The sequence below is a fragment of the Mesorhizobium sp. P2_F5 genome (assembly GCF_056403715.1).
Genome location: NZ_JBFUEY010000004.1, coordinates 258,845 through 279,120 on the forward strand (window position 1 = coordinate 258,845; position 20,276 = coordinate 279,120).

General features: G+C 64.3%; 8 protein-coding genes. 6 read left to right on the plus strand and 2 right to left on the minus strand.

The features are described 5' to 3' along the window. Positions 1-294 precede the first annotated feature (294 nt). Both AC1DYO_RS07850 and AC1DYO_RS07855 read right to left on the minus strand, forming a co-directional pair. The gene (locus tag AC1DYO_RS07850) at positions 295-6,339 is read right to left on the minus strand and encodes a translocation/assembly module TamB domain-containing protein (protein ID WP_477261929.1); all 6,045 of its coding nucleotides are present in this window, start codon (positions 6,337-6,339) and stop codon (positions 295-297) included. Between the two features lie 2 nt (positions 6,340-6,341). Then, positions 6,342-8,270, minus strand: coding sequence for an autotransporter assembly complex protein TamA (locus tag AC1DYO_RS07855; protein WP_477261931.1), 1,929 nt, complete (start codon positions 8,268-8,270; stop codon positions 6,342-6,344). Between the two features lie 279 nt (positions 8,271-8,549). On the opposite strand from AC1DYO_RS07855, the gene AC1DYO_RS07860 reads away from it, so the two are divergent. From AC1DYO_RS07860 to cysW, 6 genes are all read left to right on the plus strand, one after another. After that, on the plus strand, positions 8,550-14,033 hold the full coding sequence (locus AC1DYO_RS07860) for an alpha-2-macroglobulin family protein (protein ID WP_477261933.1): 5,484 nt from the start codon (positions 8,550-8,552) through the stop codon (positions 14,031-14,033). Between the two features lie 206 nt (positions 14,034-14,239). Next, complete coding sequence (gene pbpC / locus AC1DYO_RS07865; RefSeq protein WP_477261935.1) at positions 14,240-16,330, plus strand: penicillin-binding protein 1C; 2,091 nt, start codon at positions 14,240-14,242, stop codon at positions 16,328-16,330. Positions 16,331-16,511: 181 nt separating this feature from the next. Next, complete coding sequence (locus AC1DYO_RS07870) at positions 16,512-17,258, plus strand: M15 family metallopeptidase (RefSeq protein WP_477261937.1); 747 nt, start codon at positions 16,512-16,514, stop codon at positions 17,256-17,258. A 229-nt stretch (positions 17,259-17,487) separates the two neighbouring features. After that, positions 17,488-18,516 (plus strand): sulfate ABC transporter substrate-binding protein, encoded by a 1,029-nt coding sequence (locus AC1DYO_RS07875; protein ID WP_477231602.1) that lies wholly within the window; start codon positions 17,488-17,490, stop codon positions 18,514-18,516. A 23-nt stretch (positions 18,517-18,539) separates the two neighbouring features. Continuing rightward, complete coding sequence (gene cysT / locus AC1DYO_RS07880; protein WP_477261939.1) at positions 18,540-19,391, plus strand: sulfate ABC transporter permease subunit CysT; 852 nt, start codon at positions 18,540-18,542, stop codon at positions 19,389-19,391. Beyond that, positions 19,384-20,268, plus strand: coding sequence for a sulfate ABC transporter permease subunit CysW (gene cysW / locus AC1DYO_RS07885; RefSeq protein WP_477261940.1), 885 nt, complete (start codon positions 19,384-19,386; stop codon positions 20,266-20,268). Before cysT ends, cysW begins: the two co-directional genes overlap by 8 nt. Positions 20,269-20,276: the final 8 nt, after the last annotated feature.

Consider the following 20,276-nt stretch of genomic DNA (forward strand, 5'->3'; position numbering starts at 1 on the left):
TAGCGAATGTGCAACTTTGAAAAGGGAGCGGTTCGCGCGATAACGACAGTCTTGGCGCAAATTTGCTACTGCGCCCAGATTCCGCCAAAATCTGCTTAGGCGATTAAATTGATACATTTTGGCCGGTTAAGACAGCGCCAGTTCCGGACGCCGGCAAGGGCCAGCGGCTAGAACATGATTCCGAAAAGTCGAATCCGGTTTTCTCGGACAAACGGGAAACCGTTTTGTCCGGAGATCATGCTCAAACAAAAAAGACTGGAGTCCCATCCCGATTCCATCGGGATGGAACAGGCTCTAGTATTCCTTTTCGTAGAAAATGCCGCCCTTGGCCTCGCCGCCATCATTGGCCTCGCCACGCAGCTTGACGCCGCGCCCGACATTGAGGTCGATCGTTGCCTTGCCTGATCCCGGCTTGTCGCCTTTCTGGATCGTCACATAGGTGCGGTCGTTGAGGTATTTGCCGGCTGACACGGCTGTGCCGCCCTGATCGTCCGTGGTCACATCCAGATCGTCGACGCCGATAGCGCTGCGCAAATTTTCAAGCAGCGAGGTCGAGCCGCCGACACCGGCCAGTTGCCCGGCGGCCTCGGCCAGCTGGGCGATCTGCAGTGGCGACAGGTTCGACATCGAACGGCCGAAGATCAATTGTGCCAGCACCTCGTCCTCCGGCAGCGCCGGCACCGAGGAGAAGGTGAATTTCGGATTGGTCGCCTCGCCCGAGACGACGATGGTCACGGTGGTGCTGGTCGTGGTCGATGTCGCGGTCAAATTGAGGTAGGGCACCAGCGAGCCGGAAAAGCCGACCGTGCCTTCGGTGAAGGTCAGCCGCTTGCCGAGGATCGACAGCCGCCCGCGCTGCAAGGTGAAGGTGCCGACCGCTTGCGGCGACGATGCCGGGCCGGTCAGCCTGAGCGAACCGCCGAGCTCGGCATCGACACCCCTGCCCTGGATGAATATCTGGTTCGGTGCGTTCACCGTGACATCGAGATTGAGGCCGCTGCCGCCACCGCCGCTGGCCGAGGCCGGGCGCAAGGCCTTGTCTTGCGCCCGCACGCTGGCGGGTGCGTTCTTGTGTTTGACACCAAGTGCCGTGAGCGAGCCCGGCAGTTTCTCAGGAACGGTGATGACGGTCTTGGCCAGCTTGACGGTGCCCGAAATCACCGGCGCCGAGGTGAGCGGGCCCTTGATGGTCAGGTCGCCGCCGAGATTGGCGGTCACCACCCGCCCGTCAGTATAGCGGCCATCGACCAGCTTGATCGACAGGTCGGCGGGAAAACCTTGCGCCGGGTTGATGCCGACCGTGCCGCTGGCCGACAGGCTGCCGCGTGTCGACAGCGTGCCGGTCAGGCGGTTTATCCGTGCGACGCCATTGCCGATCGAAACGTCGGCGGCGATGTCGTTGACGGCGAGGCCTGAGCGCGCGTCGACCAGGCGGGCGCCCGACGTGCTGACCGTGCCGCCGATTACCGGCGATGTCGCCGGACCGCGCACCTGGACATTGACGTTGGCCGTGCCGCTAAGCGACAGGCCTTGCGCGGCAAGCTTGGCGGCGAGGAAGGAAAACGGCACCTTGCCGTTGAAGTCCAGCACCAGCGCCGGCGTGCCCGCTGTGGTGACGCTGCCACCGCCCTTGAGGCCAAGCCCGGCACCATCGCTGATATCGGCGTTGAAGGTGAGCTTCTTGCCGGCGAACGTTCCCGACGAAGAGATGTTCATGCCGCCGAGGCCGGCGCCGCGGGTCTGCGAGGTCTGCACTCCGCCGGCGTCGATGTTGAAGGCAACCGCCGGATTGGCCGGTGCGCCACTCACCTTCACGGTCCCGGAAATCGACCCGGCGGCATCGAGGCCGGGCGAAAAACTATTGGCGAGCGAGGCCGGCACCTTCGACAGAGCAGCATTGATGTCGAGCGCCTGCCCGACCTTGCCGGTCACCGTCGCCGTACCACCGCCGAGATTGAGCACCAGCCTGTCCAGCGTCGTCGTGCCATTGGCAATGCTGACGGTCGAGGCCTGCGCGATGGCAGCCTTGATGCCCTGCACCGTGGCCTGGCCGGAAGCGAGTTCGATGGTAGTCGTGCCGCCGGCCACCTTCACCCGGCCCGCAGCCTTTGCCGGAATGCCCTTGACGGTGGCACCGCCGGAAAAGCCGGTCCAGTCGCCGTCGCGCTTCAGATCGACATCGATACCGCTGATAGCGGTGCCGCCGGAGATGACGCTGTCGGCACGGATTTTCCCGGAGATGACCGGCGCGGCGAGATAATTGGCGATCAGCGCATCGATCGACACCGTCTTTGCCTGCAAGTCGCCACGCGTGATCGAAGCCGTCGCAGCCTTGACGGCGACGTTGGGGCCGTCCGCGGTCTTGGAGAAGGCGATGGTGCCGCGCACGTCGCCTTCGGCCTTTTCCAGCGCCAGCGCAGCCAGCGGTCCGATATCGGGCAGGTCGAGCGCGATGGTGCCGACCGGGACGAAAGCCTCGTCGAGCGCGAGGTCGCCAGAAATCTTGTTCTTGCCCAATGACAGCAGCAGCCCGTTGATGGCGCTCTTGCCGTCCGCCGTCGCCAGCACCGCGCTGCCTTGCAGCGCCTGCCCTGCGACATTGCCGGTCAATTGCACATTGGCCGCCGGATTGGCGGCATCGGCCTTGCCGGTGGCCATCAGCTTCAGCCCGGTGATTTCGCGTTCCGCCACCAACAGCCTGTCGCTGTTGACCGTCAGCGACAGGTCCGGCGCCATGACAGGCCCCTGCGCATTGAGCGCGAAGCGAACCGCGCCCTTGGCGTCCTTCGACAGCAGCGAGATGTCCGATAGAGCGCCCTTGATGTCGGCGCTGAGCTTATTGTCGGCAAGGCTGGCCTGGCCGTCGGCAGTCAGCGCGCCCGATACCAGCTTGACCGGATTGGCGCTGACATTGCCTTGCGTATCGCGCTTCAGCGCGGCGCTAAGCTGCGTCCGCTCGGCCAGCACGCCACGCGCCGCTGCCGGCAATGCCGCCGACAGCGCATCGGCGTTGAGGTTGAGGTCGATTGCTCCATCGGCGAAGGAGACGCGGCCATTGAAGGCGCTGTCGAGTGCCGCGCCCTGCACCGAGCCGCTGTCGATGGTGATTGCATCCGCCGCCAGGCTGCCGGCGACCTTGGCCGTGATCTTGCCGGCAATCAGCGGCGCGATGGTTGGATTGTCGAGACCGATCTTTTCCGCTGTCACCGTGCCGGAGATCGGACCGGTCCGGCTTTTCACATCGAACGCATCGGAATGCAGCGCCAGCGCGATGCCTTCGACCTTGGTGAAATTCGTCGCCACCGATGGCAGCACCGCCGAGATGTCGAGCTTCGCTTGCGCGGCCTGCCCTGCTGCCTTTACCGATAGCGCCTGCAATTCGAGCTTGATCGGACTCTCGGTGCTGCCCAGCGTCACCGGCAGGCTCGGACCGGACGATGTCAGGTCGAGTGCAAAATCGCTGGCTCCGTTCGGGTTGATTGTGCCGGCCGCCTTGCCGGAGATTTTTTCGCCGGAAAGCGTCGCCTGGTCGAGAACCACGCCGCCGGCCGTGGAATAACTGCCGGCCGCATCGAGGTCGAGCGGCCCGAGCCCGGCCTGGCGGGTCTGGTTGGTCTCGGCGCCAGCCAGTTTTGCATTGAAGCGGACGTCTGGATTTGCCGATGGTCCGGTGATTTGCGCCGTGCCGTCGAGCGTGCCCGCAGCATCGAGGCCGGGCGAAAAATCATTGGCAAGCGCCGCCGGCAAGGCGGAGAAATTTGCCGCCAGATCGAGCGTCTGGCCTGCCGTGCCGGAGAGCGTCACCGAGCCGCCGCCGAGATCGACCACCAGCCTTTGAATGGTGGTGACGCCATCGGCGATCGACAGGCTCGACGGTTCGGTGATCGCCGCGATGCCGCGCACCGTCGCCTCGCCTGAGGCGATCTCGACGCTGGTCGTGCCGCCGGCGATCTTCGCCCGCCCCGCGGCCGTCGCCGGGATTCCTGATATGGTCGCGCCGCCGGTAAAGTTGGTCCAGTCGCCGTCACGCTTAAGGTCGACACCGATGCCGCTGACCACCGTCGTCCCCGAGGTCACGCTGTCGGCCTTGATCGTGCCGGAGATCGCCGGGCTGTTGAGATAGTTGGCGATCAGCGCGCTGACGGTGATTGCCTTGGCCGCCACATCGCCGCGCGCAATCGACACGCTGGCTGCGTTGACGGTGACGATGGGCGCTTCGCCGTCTTTGGCGAAGACGACGGTGCCGCCGATATCGCCGGCCGCCGTCTGTCCGGCCAGCGACGCCAGCGGCGCAATATCGGGTGCGGAGATCGTCAGTGTGCCCAGCGGCAGAAAATGATCGTCCAGCGCAAGATCGCCCGACACCTTATTGTCACCCAGCGCAACGCTGAGCCCGTTGATAGAGCGCTTGCCGTCGCTGGTCACCAGCGCCGCCTTGATGGCGAGCGCCTGGTCGTCGACCGAGCCGGTCAGCGAGACATTGGCGGCAGGGCTCAGAATGTCGGCCTTGCCCGAAGCGGTCAGCTTGATGTCTTTGACCGTACGACCCGACGCCGTCAGGCTGGCGCTGTCGGCCGAAACCGAAAAGTCCGGCGCGTTGCGCGCGCCGCTTGCCGTCAGCGCGAAATCGACGCCGCCTGCGACCGGCACGCCAACCAGCGGCGACAACACCGAGACATCGCCGAGCTTGCCCTTGATGTCGGCCTGGATGTCGCTGCCCTGCGCACTGGCGGTGCCGCTGGCGCTGAGCGAACCGGAGGTCAGCTCGATCGAATTGGCGGCAAACGAGCCCTGCGGATCGCGGGTCGCGGTCGCCGAGAACTTGACCCGCTCGCCAAGCAGCGAACTGATCTGCGGCGGCAGTGCCGTCGACACCGCATCGGCGTTCATCTTGAGCGTCATGGCGAGGTCAGCCAGCGAGACCTTGGCCGTCAGGCCGGCGTTGAGCGCGTCGCTGCGCAGCGTGCCTTCATCGAGCGATATCTCATCCTTGCTGATCGAACCGGCAAGAGAGGCCGTCAGTTTGCCGGTGATCAGCGGCGCCAGCGTCGCCACGTCGGTCTTCAGGCCGGCTGCCGCCAGCGACACGCTGACCGGGCCGCTGCGGTTCTCGATGTCGAAGCCGTCGGAATGGATCTGCGCATCCAGATTGTTCACCTGAGAGCCGCCCGCCACCACCGAGACGAGCGAAGCGCCGGCATCGATCATCGGCGCCTTGCCATCACCAAACGCGCGGGCGGTGACATTGTTGATGGCCACCATGATCGGCTGCGCGGCGTTGCCGACATTGATCACCACGGGCTCGGCTTTGGCCGCTAGTTCCACCGACAGGTCGCTGGCGCCCTTCGGGTCGACCATGCCAGCGGCGGTGCCGTGCACGGCGTCACTCTCGATCGTGGCGCGCTCGACGTCGACGCCGCCGGCCGCGGTCGCGGTGCCGGCGAGATCAAAACTCGTCTTGCCGGCAAACAGCGACTTGAAGCGTTCCGGCAGAAAACCTTCGAACGAGCCGTCGCCCTTGGCCTCTATCCGGTTGCCCTTGTCAGTCTGCTGATGACGGCCGGTGAGCTGGGTGACGATCTGGCCGTCGACCATGAAGGTGCCGACGCCGCTCCAGTTGGCCAGCGGCCCGGTGCCGGAAACAACGATGTTGACCGGCGGCGCACCCGGCAGCTTGAGCAGGTTGGCGATGATACCATCCGCCGGTTCGGATGCTTTGAGATCGAGGTCGAGCTTGTTGTCGGCGGGCGCGAAATGGATGTTGGCGTCGACATTGCCCTGCTTGCCGTCATGGCGGGTAACGTTGAGCACCGTCTCGATCGCCAGCGGCGATGCATCGACCTTGGCCGATCCCTTGGCGGCAAGTTCGGCAATGCCGCTGCCGGCAAGTTGCTGGCCGAGCGCAATCTGCGGCAGATCGATCGCTTTGATGTCGAGCGAAACCGGCAGGCCGGTCGACCCGCTCTTGCTCGGCTCCGTGCCCGCCACTGGCAGCCGCGCCAGTTCGATGCGCTCGGCGGCGATCCGATCGGCGCTGAAATTCTTCGACAGCAGCGCCAGCGGCGACCAGTCGACGGCCACCTTTCGCGCCACCAGCCAGGCGCCGTTACGGTCTTCCAGCACGACATGGTCGACCGTCAGCGCACCCGACCAGATGCCGTCAATGCCGCTGACCGTGACCTTGCTGTCGGCTGATGAGGCCATCGACGAAATGATACCGGCGAGGTTTTCGCGGCCGCGCTCGGTCTTGGTCAGCACGACGAGCGCGCCTATGGCCGCCGCCAACACGATGAGCAGTGTGTAGAAAAAGAGGCGAAGGATGCGTTTGAAAATCTTCATCGTCAGAACGCCTGTCCGATGCCGGCATAGATGCCGAAACGCGGGTCGCCATGGTCGCGGTTGAGCGGCAGGGCGGCGTCGATGCGCAGCGGCCCGAACGGGGTGATGTAGCGCAGCCCGACGCCGGCGCCGACCTTGACGTCGGAAAAGTCGGGCGTCGATTTGGTCGACACGGTGCCGGCATCGACGAATGGCACGATGCCGATCGTGTCGGTGAGCGCAATGCGCATCTCGACCGATGTCTCGAAGAAGGACAACCCACCGATCGGCTGATTGTCGATGTCCTTGGGACCGATGCCCTGATAGGCATAACCGCGCACCGAGCCACCGCCGCCGGAATAGAAGCGCCGGTCGGCCGGAACATGTTCGAGGCTGGTGCCGACGATCGAACCCAGCGCAACGCGTTCGGCAAGCACGAATTTCGAGGCCGTGTCGAGCGATTGATAGGCCGACCCCTCGCCCTTCAGCTTGAGGAAGGCGGCGCCGCTCATAATGTCATAGCTCGGCTCGGCATAGGCCAGCACCCGGAAGCCGCTGGTCGGGTTGAGCCGATTGTCACGGTTGTCATAGACATATTGCAGCGGGATGCTGGCGATCAGGTATTTGTGCTTGCCGAAGGCGTCGGTGATCCTGGAATAGTCGAGCGCGATTTCAGCCGAAACCGTCTGCTTCTTGTCGATCTCATAGGACAGGCCGGTGCTGCCCTTGATCGAGAAATGGTCGTAGGCGTCGGGATGTTCGAGCACGGTCTTGACGCTGGCGATGAATTTCGACGCTGGCCCGACCACGCCCGGCTTCTCGAACATGATGCCGGCATTGTAGTTGAGCTCGCTGAGATCGTTGCTGCCGATGCCGCTGATCTTGCCGTCGATGCGCAGCTTTTCGGCCCGGCCGAACAGATTGCGATGGCCCCAATAGCCTTCGAGGCCGAGCCCTTCAGTGTTGGAGAAGGTGCCGCCGACGCCGAAATAGCGTGGCTTGCGCTCGCTGACCTGGACGCCGATCGGAATGTTACCATCGGCGTCGAGACTGTCAGCTTCCTTCAGCGTGACGCTGTTGAACACTTCGAGCCCGAGCAGCCGGTCGCGGGCATCGTCGATCTCGTCAGGCGAATATTGCCGGCCGCGTTTCAGGCCGGTCATGTATTCGGTGAACTCGCGATCGACCTTCTCGGTCCCCTCGACGGTGGTGTCGCCATAGCCGGCTACCGGACCTGCGGCCACAGTCAGCATTACGTCGAGCGTCGAGGTGTTATGCTCGGCGACGATCTGCCGATCGGTGATTCGGGCCAGCGGCCGCCCCTCCTGCTTCAGCGCCCGCACGATCAGCGCCTCGGCCTTGAGCACGGCGCCCGAGCCGGCATCGCCGCCGGCAATCAGGCCGAAATCGGCGCTCGCAAGCCCAGCGGCATCGCCTTCCAGCCTGATGTTGCCGAGTGTGAATTTGGGCCCGCTGGCGATGCTGACCACCACCGGGATCGGCTGCGGGCCTGTAAATTCGGCATCGGGCGGCAAATCGTCGAGCGCCTTGCCCTGGATGGTGATGGTGACGACGCCTTCATAGCGGGCATCCGCATAAAGGGCGGCGACCAGCTGCTCGCGGTCGCTGCGCGCCTTGGCCAAAAGGCCCAACGAACCGGAGACCGGGCGCTCCTCGTCGGATTTCAGCGACGAGGCGTTTTCGAGCTTTTTGAGCAAATCCTTGTCGGCAGCGGGCGCCTCGATTGTCACGGCATAGCGCAGCGGGTCGACGATATCGGCGTCCTCGTCGTTCGACGAGCCCCACAATTTGATGCCGAAAATCTCGAAGGCGGCCGCCGACCCTGATTCAGCGACGAGCACGGTCGAGCACGCCAACGCCAAAATCAGCGCGCGCGAAAGCGCACGCCGTGGCGCGGTTCCTTTCGACATCTGCGCTTCACACGCCGGCATTAAGACAACCTAGGTTACAAAACTAAAATTGGAATGAAGTTTTGAAGCGCTCGTAAAGGGGCCACAATCCAATTGTCTGAAATAGGCAGGGCTTGGAATTCACACCTTTTGCGTCGCCGCAAGAAAGCGTGATCCCTTTCCCTGTGGATGAACTATCGGCATACCGGCCATTTGCCGGTTTGGGAACCATTGGCAGGCGGAAACCGGCCCGTCCTCGTGTTGACAAGCTTGACTGAAGCTTGAACAAGCCTTGGACGTCAGCAGTGTCTGGAGGGTGTTATGGCAATGCGCGCGGCTCGTGGTCTGTCTATCCTGATCCTTCTCTTTTTCGCCTGGGGAGCTGTCGCGCAAGCGGCCGAAGCGCGCCGGGTGGTGACCTCAAACAACTCCGATTATTTCGGTTTCGATCTGAGATCCGACCAGAATGTCAGCCTCGATCAGTGCAAGACGACATGCCTCGGCGACCCCATGTGCCGCGCCTTCACCTACAACACCAAGGCTAAATGGTGCTTCCTCAAATCCGACTATAACCAGTTGAAAACATTCAATGGCGCCGTTGCCGGCAAGGTCGTCAATGTCGATGGCGACCCCGATATCGGCGCCCCGCCGGAACTTGCATTTTTCCCCAACTGGATGGCAGACCAGGCCCAGCAATACCGCAACAAGCTGACCGATCCGGCCTATGACAAGCCGACGGACGGGCTGGAAGCGCTGCGGGCAGCGGCTGAACAGGCGGCGCTGACCGGCGACCATGGCCAGGCCATGCAGAAATACGAGGCCGCGGTTTCGGTCCTGCCCGACGACGGCCAGCTCTGGCTCGGTCTGGCGCGCGAAACGCTTGCCATACAGCCGGCTAGTGGCAGCTCCGAATCCTACAATCTGCCGGTCAAGGGCACCTCCGCCGCCATCAACGCCTACAAATTGCTGCGCACCACCAGGACCCGCGCCGAGGTGCTGGCGCTGCTCGGCGCAGGCCTCGACCGCCGCGATCTCTACCGCCCGGCCCTGCAGGCCTATGAAGCGAGCCTCGCGCTGGTCAGTTCGCCGGCGGTCAAGGCCGAATATGAGGACCTCAAGGCCCGCAAGGGCTTCCGCGTCATCGATCATTCGGTCGACGCCGACACCAGCGCACCGCGCATCTGCGCGCAGTTCTCCGAGGAATTGGTCAAGACCGGCGTCGATTACGCCCAGTTCGTCACCGTCGACAACCAGCCGCCCAAGGGCGTTGAAGCCAAGGACAAGCAGATCTGCGTCGAAGGCCTCGAACACGGCCAGCATTACGAAGTGACCTTCCGCGCCGGCCTGCCGGCGGCCATCGGCGAAGTCACCGCCGCCCCGGTCGTTCTGTCGATCTATGTCCAGGATCGCGCACAGTCGGCACGCTTCACCGGCGACAGCTTCGTGCTGCCGGCTGGTGCGCGCCGCGGCATCCCGGTCGTCACCGTCAACATGACCGCCGCGCAGATGAAGCTCTACCGCATCGGCGATCGTTCGCTGGCGCAGCTTCTGTCCGGCTACCAGTTCCTCAAGCAGCTCGACGGCTACGACATATCAAGCATTTCCGACCAGATGGGCGAGCCGGTCTGGGAAGGTCAGCTCGACATCGCCAACGACCTCAACAAGGACGTCACCACGTCCTTCCCGGTCGACGAGGCCTTGCCGCAGCGCAAGCCCGGCGTCTACGTGTTGACCGCGCAGCCGGTCACCACGAACGGCGAGGACAGCTACAATTCCATCGCCACGCAGTGGTTCGTCGTCTCCGACATCGGCCTGTCGACCTATACCGGCCAGGACGGGCTGAATGTCTTTGCCCGCTCGCTCGGCACCGCCAAGCCGATCGCCGGCGCCGAACTGACGCTGCTGGCCAGGAACAATGAGATCCTCGGCACCGCGACTAGCGACGCAGAAGGCCACGCCGTCTTCAACCCCGGCCTGACCCGCGGCGACGGCGGCATGGTGCCGGCCGTGCTGATGGCCAAGCAGGGCGACAATGATTTCGTCTTCCTCGACATGGGTCGCGCCGGCTTCGACCTCTCCGATCGCGGCGTCTCCGGACGTGCCGCACCCGGCGCGCTCGATGTCTATGCCTGGACCGAACGCGGCATCTACCGCGCCGGCGAGGATGTGCATGTTGCCGCCCTTGCCCGCGACGGCGCCTCCAAGGCGGTCGAGAACCTGCCGCTGACCTTCATCTTCACCCGTCCCGACGGCGTCGAGAACCGCCGCATCGTTGCCGACGGCGTCTCGGCCGGCGGCTACGCCGTCGACCTGCCGCTCGAAGCCAACGCCATGCGCGGCACCTGGACGGTGTCGATCTACACCGATCCCAAGCAAGCCGCCGTCTCCAGCCAGATGTTCCTGGTCGAAGACTTCGTGCCGGATCGCATCGAGTTCGACATGAAGTCCGACAAGCAGGAGATCGCCCAGGGCGAAACCGCAAACATCAACATTGACGGCCGCTTCCTTTATGGCGCGCCGGCTGCGGGCCTTGCGCTGGAAGGCGAACTGACGCTGTCGACGGCGCGCGACTGGGACCGTTTCCCCGCCTATTCGTTCGGTCTCGCCGACGAGCAGTCGGCCGAGCCTTCGGTCACCCCGTTCACCGGTCTTCCCGTGGTCGGCGACGACGGCAAGGCGACCTTCCCGGTCACGGTCGACCAGTTGCCATCGACCACCAAACTGGTCGACGCCAAGGTCACGGTGCGCATGCGCGAAACCGGTGGCCGCGCCATCGAGCGCTCGCTCAACATCGGCATCCGCCCGCAGGGCCATATGATCGGCATCCGTCCGGACTTCGCCGACAATGAAGTGCCGCAGGGCGGCACCGCCAAATTCAGCCTCATCGCGGTCGACCCCGAAGGCAAGCGCGAAACGCTGAAAGGCGCACAGTGGTCGCTGGTCAAGGTCGAACGCAATTATCAGTGGTACCGCAACAACAACTCCTGGAACTACGAGCCGGTCACCTTCACCAAGTCGATTGCCAATGGCCAGGTCGATCTCAGCGCCGATGCCGAGGCGACCGTGACGATGCCGGTCGACTGGGGCCAGTACCGGCTTGAGATCGAGACCGCCGATCCGGAGGGACCGGCGACCAGCTATGAGTTCGATGCCGGCTGGTATGTCTCCTCGACCTCCACCGAAACGCCCGATGGCCTCGAAATAGCCCTCGACAAGGACAGCTACGCCGCCGGCGAAGTCGCCAAGCTGAAAGTGTCGCCGCATTTTGCCGGCGAACTGCTGGTCACCATCGGCGCCGACAAGCTGCTCAAGACCGTCACGGCGACCGTGCCGGCCGGCGGCAGCACGGTCGACATCCCGGTCGGCGACGACTGGGGCGCCGGCGCCTACATCACCGCAACCCTGTTCCGGCCCGGCGATGCGCAGGAGACGCGCATGCCGGCCCGTGCCATCGGCGTGAAATGGCTGACGGTCGATCCAGGCTCGAAAAAGCTCGCCGTCACCCTGACGCCGCCGGACAAGACCATGCCGCGCCAGCAGCTGTCGATCCCGGTCGCGGTGGCCGGCGTTGCACCGGGCAGCAATGCCTATGTCACGGTCGCTGCCGTCGATGTCGGCATCCTGAACCTCACCAACTACAAGGCGCCGGATCCGGAGGACTGGTATTTCGGCCAGCGCATGCTGGGTCTTGAAGTGCGTGACATCTACGGCCGCCTGATCGACGGCTCGCTCGGCACCACCGGCAAGCTCAGGACCGGCGGCGACGGCGCAGCGATGCAGCCGCAAGGCAGTCCGCCGACCGAAAAGCTGGTCGCCTTCTTTTCAGGCCCAGTCCAGCTCGACGCCGACGGCAAGGCAAGGATCGACTTCGACATCCCGCAGTTCAACGGCACCGTGCGCGTCATGACCGTTGCCTGGACCAAGGATGCCGTCGGCCACGCCTCGATCGATGTGATTGTCCGCGATCCGGTGGTGATCACCGCCGGCCTGCCGCGCTTCCTGGCGCCGGGAGATGCCGCCATCATGCGGCTCGACATCGCCGACACGGACGGTCCGGAGGGAGACTATGCCCTGTCGATCGACACCACGGGCGACCTCTCCACCGGCGACAAGCCCTTGCCCGAAAAGGTGACTCTCGCTAAGGGCAAGCGCCAGACGCTGACTGTACCGCTGATTGCACAGACGGCCGGCAATGCGTCACTGACCATCAAGCTCGCCCATGGCGATGGCACTTCCGTCGAACAGACGCTCTACGTTCCGGTGCGTCCGGCGCAATTGCCGGTCACCACCCGCCTGGTCGTCGACCTCAAGGGCAATGGCGGCGCACTGCGCGTCGACAAGGAGTTGCTCGCGGCAAGCCTGCTCGACGGCGCCTCGGTCAGCGTCGGCGTTTCGCAGACCGCCGCCTTCGACGTGCCGTCGCTGCTGATGACGCTCGACCGCTACCCCTATGGTTGCGCCGAGCAGACCACCAGCCGCGCCATGCCGCTGCTCTACGTCAACGATCTGGCGTCCGGCATCGGTATGGAAAGCGATCCCGAACTGCACGGCCGCGTCCAGGCCGCCATCTACAAGGTGCTGAGCTACCAGGCTTCGGCCGGCAGCTTCGGCCTGTGGGGTCCGGGCTCCGGCGATCTGTGGCTCGATTCCTATGTCACGGACTTCCTGACCAGGGCGCGCGAGCAGAACTACGATGTCCCGGCCCTGGCGATGAGCCAGGCGCTGAGCAACCTGCAGAACTCGGTCGGCTACGACCAGGACGTCCAGGACCGCGGCAGCGAAATCGCCTACGCGCTCTACGTTCTGGCTCGCAACAAGAAGGCCTCGGTCGGCGATCTGCGCTACTACGCCGACACCAAGCTCGAAGCCTTCTCGAGCCCGATGGCCGTTGCCCAACTGGCGGCGAGCCTGGCGCTCTACGGCGACGCACAGCGTTCGGAAGCGACCTTCCAGACAGCGCTGCAGCTGGCCAAATCGACCACCGACTACGACTACTACCGATCCGACTATGGCTCGCGGCTGCGTGACGGCGCCGCGATCCTGGCGCTCGCCGCCGAATCGAAACCGGTGCCGACCATCGTGCCGGAGTTGATCCGGCTGGTGGCAAGGGAACGCGCCGACGCCCGCTGGACGAGCACGCAGGATGAGTCCTGGATGCTTCTGGCGGCTCGTGCGCTGAAGTCGGGCAACGACTCGATCAAGCTGTCGGTCAATGGCGCGCCGCATGCCGGTGGTTATTCCACCCAAGTAAGCGGCACCGATATCGCCGACAGCCCGCTGACCATCGCCAACACCGGCACCACGCCGCTGCAGGCGGTCGTCACCACGGTCGCCTCGCCGGTCGAACCCTTGCCGGCCGGCGGTGACGGCTTCACCATCGACCGCACCTACTACAAGCTCGATGGCACCGAAGCCAATGTCACCGAGGCGACGCAGAACGAACGCTATGTGGTCGTGCTCAAGGTCTACGAGCAGAACCGCTGGCCGTCGCGCCTGCTGATCACCGACCTGTTGCCGGCCGGCTTCGAGATCGACAACCCCGGCCTGGTTTCCAGCGCCCAATTGTCGAACTTCACCTGGTTGGCGCAAACCGACGCCGCCCATCTCGAATTCCGCGATGACCGTTTCGTCGCGGCATTCAACCCCAATGACGGCGACGGCGACCGCAACATCATGCTGGCCTATGTCGTGCGCGCGGTGACGCCGGGCACCTATGCTCATCCGGCAGCCACGGTGGAAGACATGTACCGGCCGCAATATTCGGCCCGCACCGCCACCGGCATAATGGAGATCAAGGCGCCATAAGGCGCCTTGATAGACGTAGCGATGGCGCTGCCCCTCATCCGCCTGCCGGCACCTTCTCCCCGTATAGTGACGGGGAGAAGGGAGCTATCGCGAATTTCACCGCTTGTTCTGCAACGTTGGCGATTGGCGAAACCATCGGCAACAGCATCTTTCTCCCCGTCTCTATACGGGGAGAAATGCCCGGTAGGGCAATGAGGGGCGGCGCCATGCTTTCCAGGAAATTCCTTCGCCGCACCGCCATAACCGCTGCTACCTGCGCCGGAATTCTCGCGATCGCCGCAGTCACCCTCTTGGAACTCGACCTCGCCTTCCCGCCCCCTCTTCCGGCGGCGCTCACCGTCTCGACCGAAGTCCAGGACCGCGACGGCCAGCTGTTGCGCGCCTTCGCCACGCCGGACGGCTACTGGCGGCTCGACACACACCTCGACCAGGTCGACAAGCAGTTCGTCGACATGCTGGTCACCTATGAGGACAAGCGCTTCTGGGACCATAACGGCGTCGATGTGCTTGCGTTGGCGCGCGCCGCCGGTCAGTTCGCCACCAGCGGCCACATCGTCTCCGGCGGCTCGACGCTGTCGATGCAGCTTGCCCGCCTGATCGAGCCGCGCGAAAGCCGCAGCCTCGGCTCCAAGCTCAAGCAGATGCTGCGCGCCATCCAGATCGAACGGCGGCTGTCCAAACAGGAAATCCTCGAACGCTACCTAACGCTGGCGCCCTATGGCGGCAATCTCGAAGGCGTGCGCGCGGCCTCACTCGCCTATTTCGGCAAGGAGCCGAAGCGGCTGACCGTCTCGGAAGCCGCCCTGCTCGTGGCGCTACCGCAATTGCCGGAAAAGCGCCGGCCCGACCGCAATCTCGACATTGCCCATGCCGCCCGCGACCGCGTGCTGACCCGCATGGTTTCATCCGGCCTGCTTGGCGAGCGCGAGGCCGCGCGCGCTGCCCTTGACGATGTTTCGGGCCTGCGCCGCAAACTGCCGGCGCTGGCGCCACACGCCGCCTATGCCATGCTGCCCAAGGCCGTGCCCGGCAAGCCGCTCCAGCTGACAATCCGCAAAAGCGTCCAGCAAGGGCTGGAACAGGTGGCACGCGATGCCGCGACCAAGCTCGGCCCGCGCCTCTCCGTCGCCATGGTGATGGCCGATGCCCGCACCGGCGACATTCTCGGCGAAGTCGGCTCGGCCGATTTCTTCGACGCCAGCCGCTCCGGCTGGATCGACATGACCAAGATCGTGCGCTCGCCCGGTTCGACGCTGAAGCCGTTTATCTATGGCCTCGCCTTCGAGCAGGGGCTGGTGGCGCAGGAAATGCTGATCGAGGACAGTCCGGTCGATTTCGGCGGCTACCGGCCGAAGAATTTCGACATGGGCTATCAGGGCGATGTCTCGATCCGCCAGGCACTGCAGCTGTCGCTCAACGTGCCGGCGATCCGTGTGCTTGACTCTGTCGGCCCGGCACGGCTGATGGCACGCTTCCGCCAGGCCGGCGTCAGCCCGGTGCTGCCGGTCAACGAGGCGCCGGGCCTCGCCATCGGCCTTGGCGGCGTCGGCGTGACGTTGCGCGATCTCGTCCAGCTCTATACCGGCCTCGCCAATGGCGGCAAGGCGAACACGCTGCACGACGGCACCGAGCCGGCCAATGCCGAGCGCACGACCGCCACCATCCTCGACGCCCAGGCGAACTGGCAGATCACCGACATCTTGTCGGGCGTGAAGCCGCCGGAGGGCGCCTTGCAGCGCGGCATCGCCTACAAGACCGGGACCTCCTACGGCTACCGCGACGCCTGGTCGGTCGGCTTCGATGGCCGCTACGTGCTGGGCGTCTGGGTCGGCCGTGCCGATGCCGGCGCCGTGCCCGGCCTCTCCGGCTATGTCTCGGCGGCCCCCATCCTGTTCGAAGGCTTTGTCCGCTCCGGCCTCGTCGCGGTGCCGCTGCCCAGCCAACCTGCCGGCGTCGTCAAGGCCAAGCGCGAAGACCTGCCTGTGACCCTGGCGCGTTTCGGCGCCGGCGCCGACGGGCTGGTGCAGGCAGGTCCGACCGAGCCGGCGCCGACCATCATCTTCCCGCCGAACGGCGCCCGCGTCGATCTCGCCACCAATTCCGCCGAAGCCTCGCCGCTGGTGCTGAAACTGCAAGGCGGCCGTGCACCGTTCCGCTGGCTCGCCAACGGCAAGCCGCTCGTCGGCATCGACCGCCGCCGCACCGCCACGTGGTTGCCCGACGGCGCCGGCTATTCGACGCTCACCGTCATTGACGCCGTGGGCCGCGCTGCCAGCGTGAAGGTGTTCGTTGAATAGACTGCGCCAGACGATTCAGGGGATTGGGCTTCTTCGCCTGAAACCCGGCGCGCGGCACCCCCCTCTGGCCTGCCGGCCATCTCCCCCTCAAGGGGGGAGATCAGATGTCTCCACGGCTTTCGCCAACGACAAACAGTGGCGCACGACGCCAAAGCTGCCAATCTCCCCCCTTCAGGGGGAGATGCCCGGCAGGGCAGAGGGGGGTGCGCCGCGCTGTATCCTGCGCACCTTTGCCACCCTTTTCGCCACCTTGCTGATAACCCTCCCGGCCTCCGCCGATCCCCTGCCCGCCGGCTTTGTTCGGCTTGCCGATGTCGATCCTTCCATCCGCCAGGACATCCGCTATGCCGGCCTGGAAAATTTCCTGCATCGCAAGGCCGATGGCTATGACGCCCCGGTCTGCATCCTCACAAAGCAGGCGGCGCAAGCGCTGTCCGGTGTGCAGAAAGCGCTCGCCACCGACGGCCTGACGTTGGTTGTCTTCGACTGCTACCGCCCGGCCCGCGCCGTCGCCGACATGGGCAAATGGACCAGAGAGGGCGGGCCGCCCGATCCGCAATGGTATCCGCTGGTGAAGCGCGCCGATCTGATCGCCAAGGGCTATATCGGCGAATTGTCCACCCATTCACGCGGCTCGACCGTCGATGTCGCCATCGCTCGCAGCGACGGCAAGAACAATTCATCCGCCGCCTGCGGCGCGACCGACGCCGGCACGCTCGATTTCGGCACCAGTTTCGACTGTTTCGACCCGGCGAGCGAAACAGCCCACCGCCCATTGGCGATAGAGGCGGCGGCAAACCGCAAGAAACTGCTCGACGCCATGCTCGCCGGCGGCTTCAAGAATTATGCGCGCGAGTGGTGGCACTACACGCTTCGGGATGAGCCGTTTCCAAGGCAGCGCTTCGACTTTCCCATCACTGCGAACTGAACCGCCCGGCGAGGGCAGTCCTCTGCCGCCTCAGCCTTGCCTCAGCGCCGTCAGCTTCTAGATAGCGTCAAACAGGCCCGGATTCGGGTTAGGCTAATATGAGGAAAATGTTTCCTCTCAGCGCGCAATAACAGCGAAAAATTGCTTCAAGGGGGCAAAAAAGGCAACGTTGAATGCATCTAATTTCTATCAATTCGATAGAGTTCAGCCGTCATCAACGGAGGCGGAAATGACCAAACCTCATTTCAGGAAACTGCTCGGCGCACTGGTCGCCACATCGATCCAGTTCGGCACGCTCGGTTTCGCGTTTGCCGATACCACCATTCTCAACGTGTCCTACGATCCGACACGCGAACTCTACAAGGCCTATGACGAGGCCTTCGCCGCGCACTGGAAGGCCGAGACCGGCGAGACGGTCACCATTCAGCAATCGCATGGCGGCTCCGGCGCCCAGGCCCGCGCCGTGATCGACGGTCTCGATGCCGATGTGGTGACGCTGGCGCTAGAAGGCGACATCAACGCCATCGTCACCAAGTCGAAGAAGATCAATCCGGACTGGCGCAAAAAGTTCGAGAACAATTCGGCGCCTTACACCTCGACCATCATCTTCCTGGTCCGCAAGGGCAACCCGAAGGGCATCCATGACTGGAGCGATCTGGTCAAGGACGGCGTCCAGGTGATCACGCCGAACCCGAAGACGTCGGGCGGTGCGCGCTGGAACTACCTCGCCGCCTGGGCCTATGCCAACGCCAATGATGGTGGCGACGAAGCCAAGAACAAGGAATTCGTCGGCAAGCTCTACGCCAATGCTCCGGTGCTCGACACCGGCGCGCGCGGCTCGACCGTCACCTTCGCGCAAAAGGGCATCGGCGACGTGCTGATCGGCTGGGAAAACGATGCCTATCTGGCGCTCAATGAATTCGGCGCCGACAATTTCGAGATCGTCTACCCGCCGACCTCGATCCTGGCCGAGCCGCCGGTGGCCATCGTCGACGCCAATGTCGATGCCAAGGGCACCCGCAAAGTGGCCGAAGCCTATCTCGGCTGGCTCTATTCCAAGGAAGCCCAGACGATCATCGCCAAGAACCACTATCGTCCGGCCAAGCCGGAATTGGTGGATCCGGCGGATATTCCGAAGACGCCTGAAATCAAGCTGATCTCCATCGACGATCCGCTTTTTGGCGGCTGGAAGAAGGCACAGCCTTATCATTTCGGTGACGGTGGTATATTCGACCAGATCTACAAGCCGGCCCAGTGAGCTAAAATCTAGATCAGGACGACATGACCATAGCACCCGCCAAGGCGGGGTGGCGGTTCAGACAGCCGAGTGTCATTCCGGGTTTCGGATTGACGCTCGGCTTCTCGCTTGCCTACCTCACGCTCATCATCCTCATCCCCTTGTCGGGCCTCGTTTGGCGTTCGGCAGCGCTCGGCTGGACCGATTTCTGGGCGATCGCCACCGATCGCCGGACCATCAACGCGCTTGAGATCAGCTTCGGCGCCGCCTTCCTCGCCGCGGCCGTCAATGTCGTCTTCGGCACGCTCGTCGCCTGGGTGCTGGTGCGCTATCGCTTCCCCGGCCGCCGCATCGTCGATGCCATGGTCGACCTGCCCTTCGCGCTGCCGACCGCGGTTGCCGGTATCGCGCTGACCACGCTCTACGCGCCCAATGGCTGGATCGGCCACCTTCTGGCGCCGCTCGGCATCAAGGTAGCCTATACGCCGCTCGGCATCGTCGTGGCGCTCGTCTTCATCGGCCTGCCCTTCGTCGTGCGCACGGTGCAGCCGATCATGGAGGAGATCGACAAGGAGGTCGAAGAGGCAGCCGCGACGCTCGGCGCCAACCGCTTCCAGATCATCACCCGCATCCTGTTTCCAGGCCTGTCGCCGGCCATTATCACCGGTTTCTCTCTGGCCTTTGCGCGCGGTGTCGGCGAATACGGCTCGGTCATCTTCATAGCCGGCAATCTGCCCTACAAGTCGGAGATCGCGCCGCTTTTGATCGTCATCCGGCTGGAGGAGTATAATTATCCGGCGGCGACCGCGATCGCGGCGATCATGCTTTTGCTGTCTTTTGTGATGCTGCTGGTTGTCAACCTGGCGCAGTCGTGGAGTCGCAAACGCTATGGCTGATCCCGAGATCAAATCCTACGAGCCGCATCACGAGAGCCGGTCGGCGGCGGTGACCGAAAGCCTGCCGGTGCGGTTGCTGCTGATGGCGGTGGCCTTCGCCTTCCTCGCTATCTTTGTGCTCCTGCCGCTGATCATCGTCTTTCACGAGGCGCTGGCCAAAGGCCTCAGTGCCTACACGGAGGCACTCTCCAATCCCGATACGCGCTCGGCGATCCGGCTGACGTTGCTGGTGGCGGCGATCGCCGTGCCACTCAACGTCGTCTTCGGCATCTCCGCTGCCTGGGCAATCGCCAAGTTCGAGTTCAAGGGCAAGGCGTTCCTGACCACGCTGATCGACCTGCCTTTCTCGGTCTCGCCGGTCATATCAGGCCTTGTCTATGTCCTGCTGTTCGGCGCGCAGGGGCTGCTTGGCGGCTGGCTGAAGGAGCACGGCATCCAGATCTTGTTCGCGGTGCCCGGCATCGTGCTGGCCACCGTCTTCGTCACCTTCCCCTTCGTTGCCCGCGAACTGATCCCGCTAATGCAGGAACAGGGCAATGGCGATGAAGAGGCCGCGCTCTCGCTCGGCGCCAATGGCTGGCAGACCTTCTGGTACGTGACGCTGCCCAACGTCAAATGGGGATTGCTCTACGGCGTGCTTCTGTGCAACGCCCGCTCGATGGGCGAATTCGGCGCGGTCTCGGTCGTGTCCGGCCATATACGCGGGCTGACCAACACCATGCCGTTGCATGTCGAAATCCTCTACAACGAGTACAACGCCGTTGGCGCTTTTGCCGTCGCTTCGCTGCTTGCCGGCCTGGCGCTGGTGACACTGGTCTTGAAAACACTTCTCGAGATGCGCTACGGCGCCGAGATCGCCGCGACGCGCGGACATTAGAGGGTTCT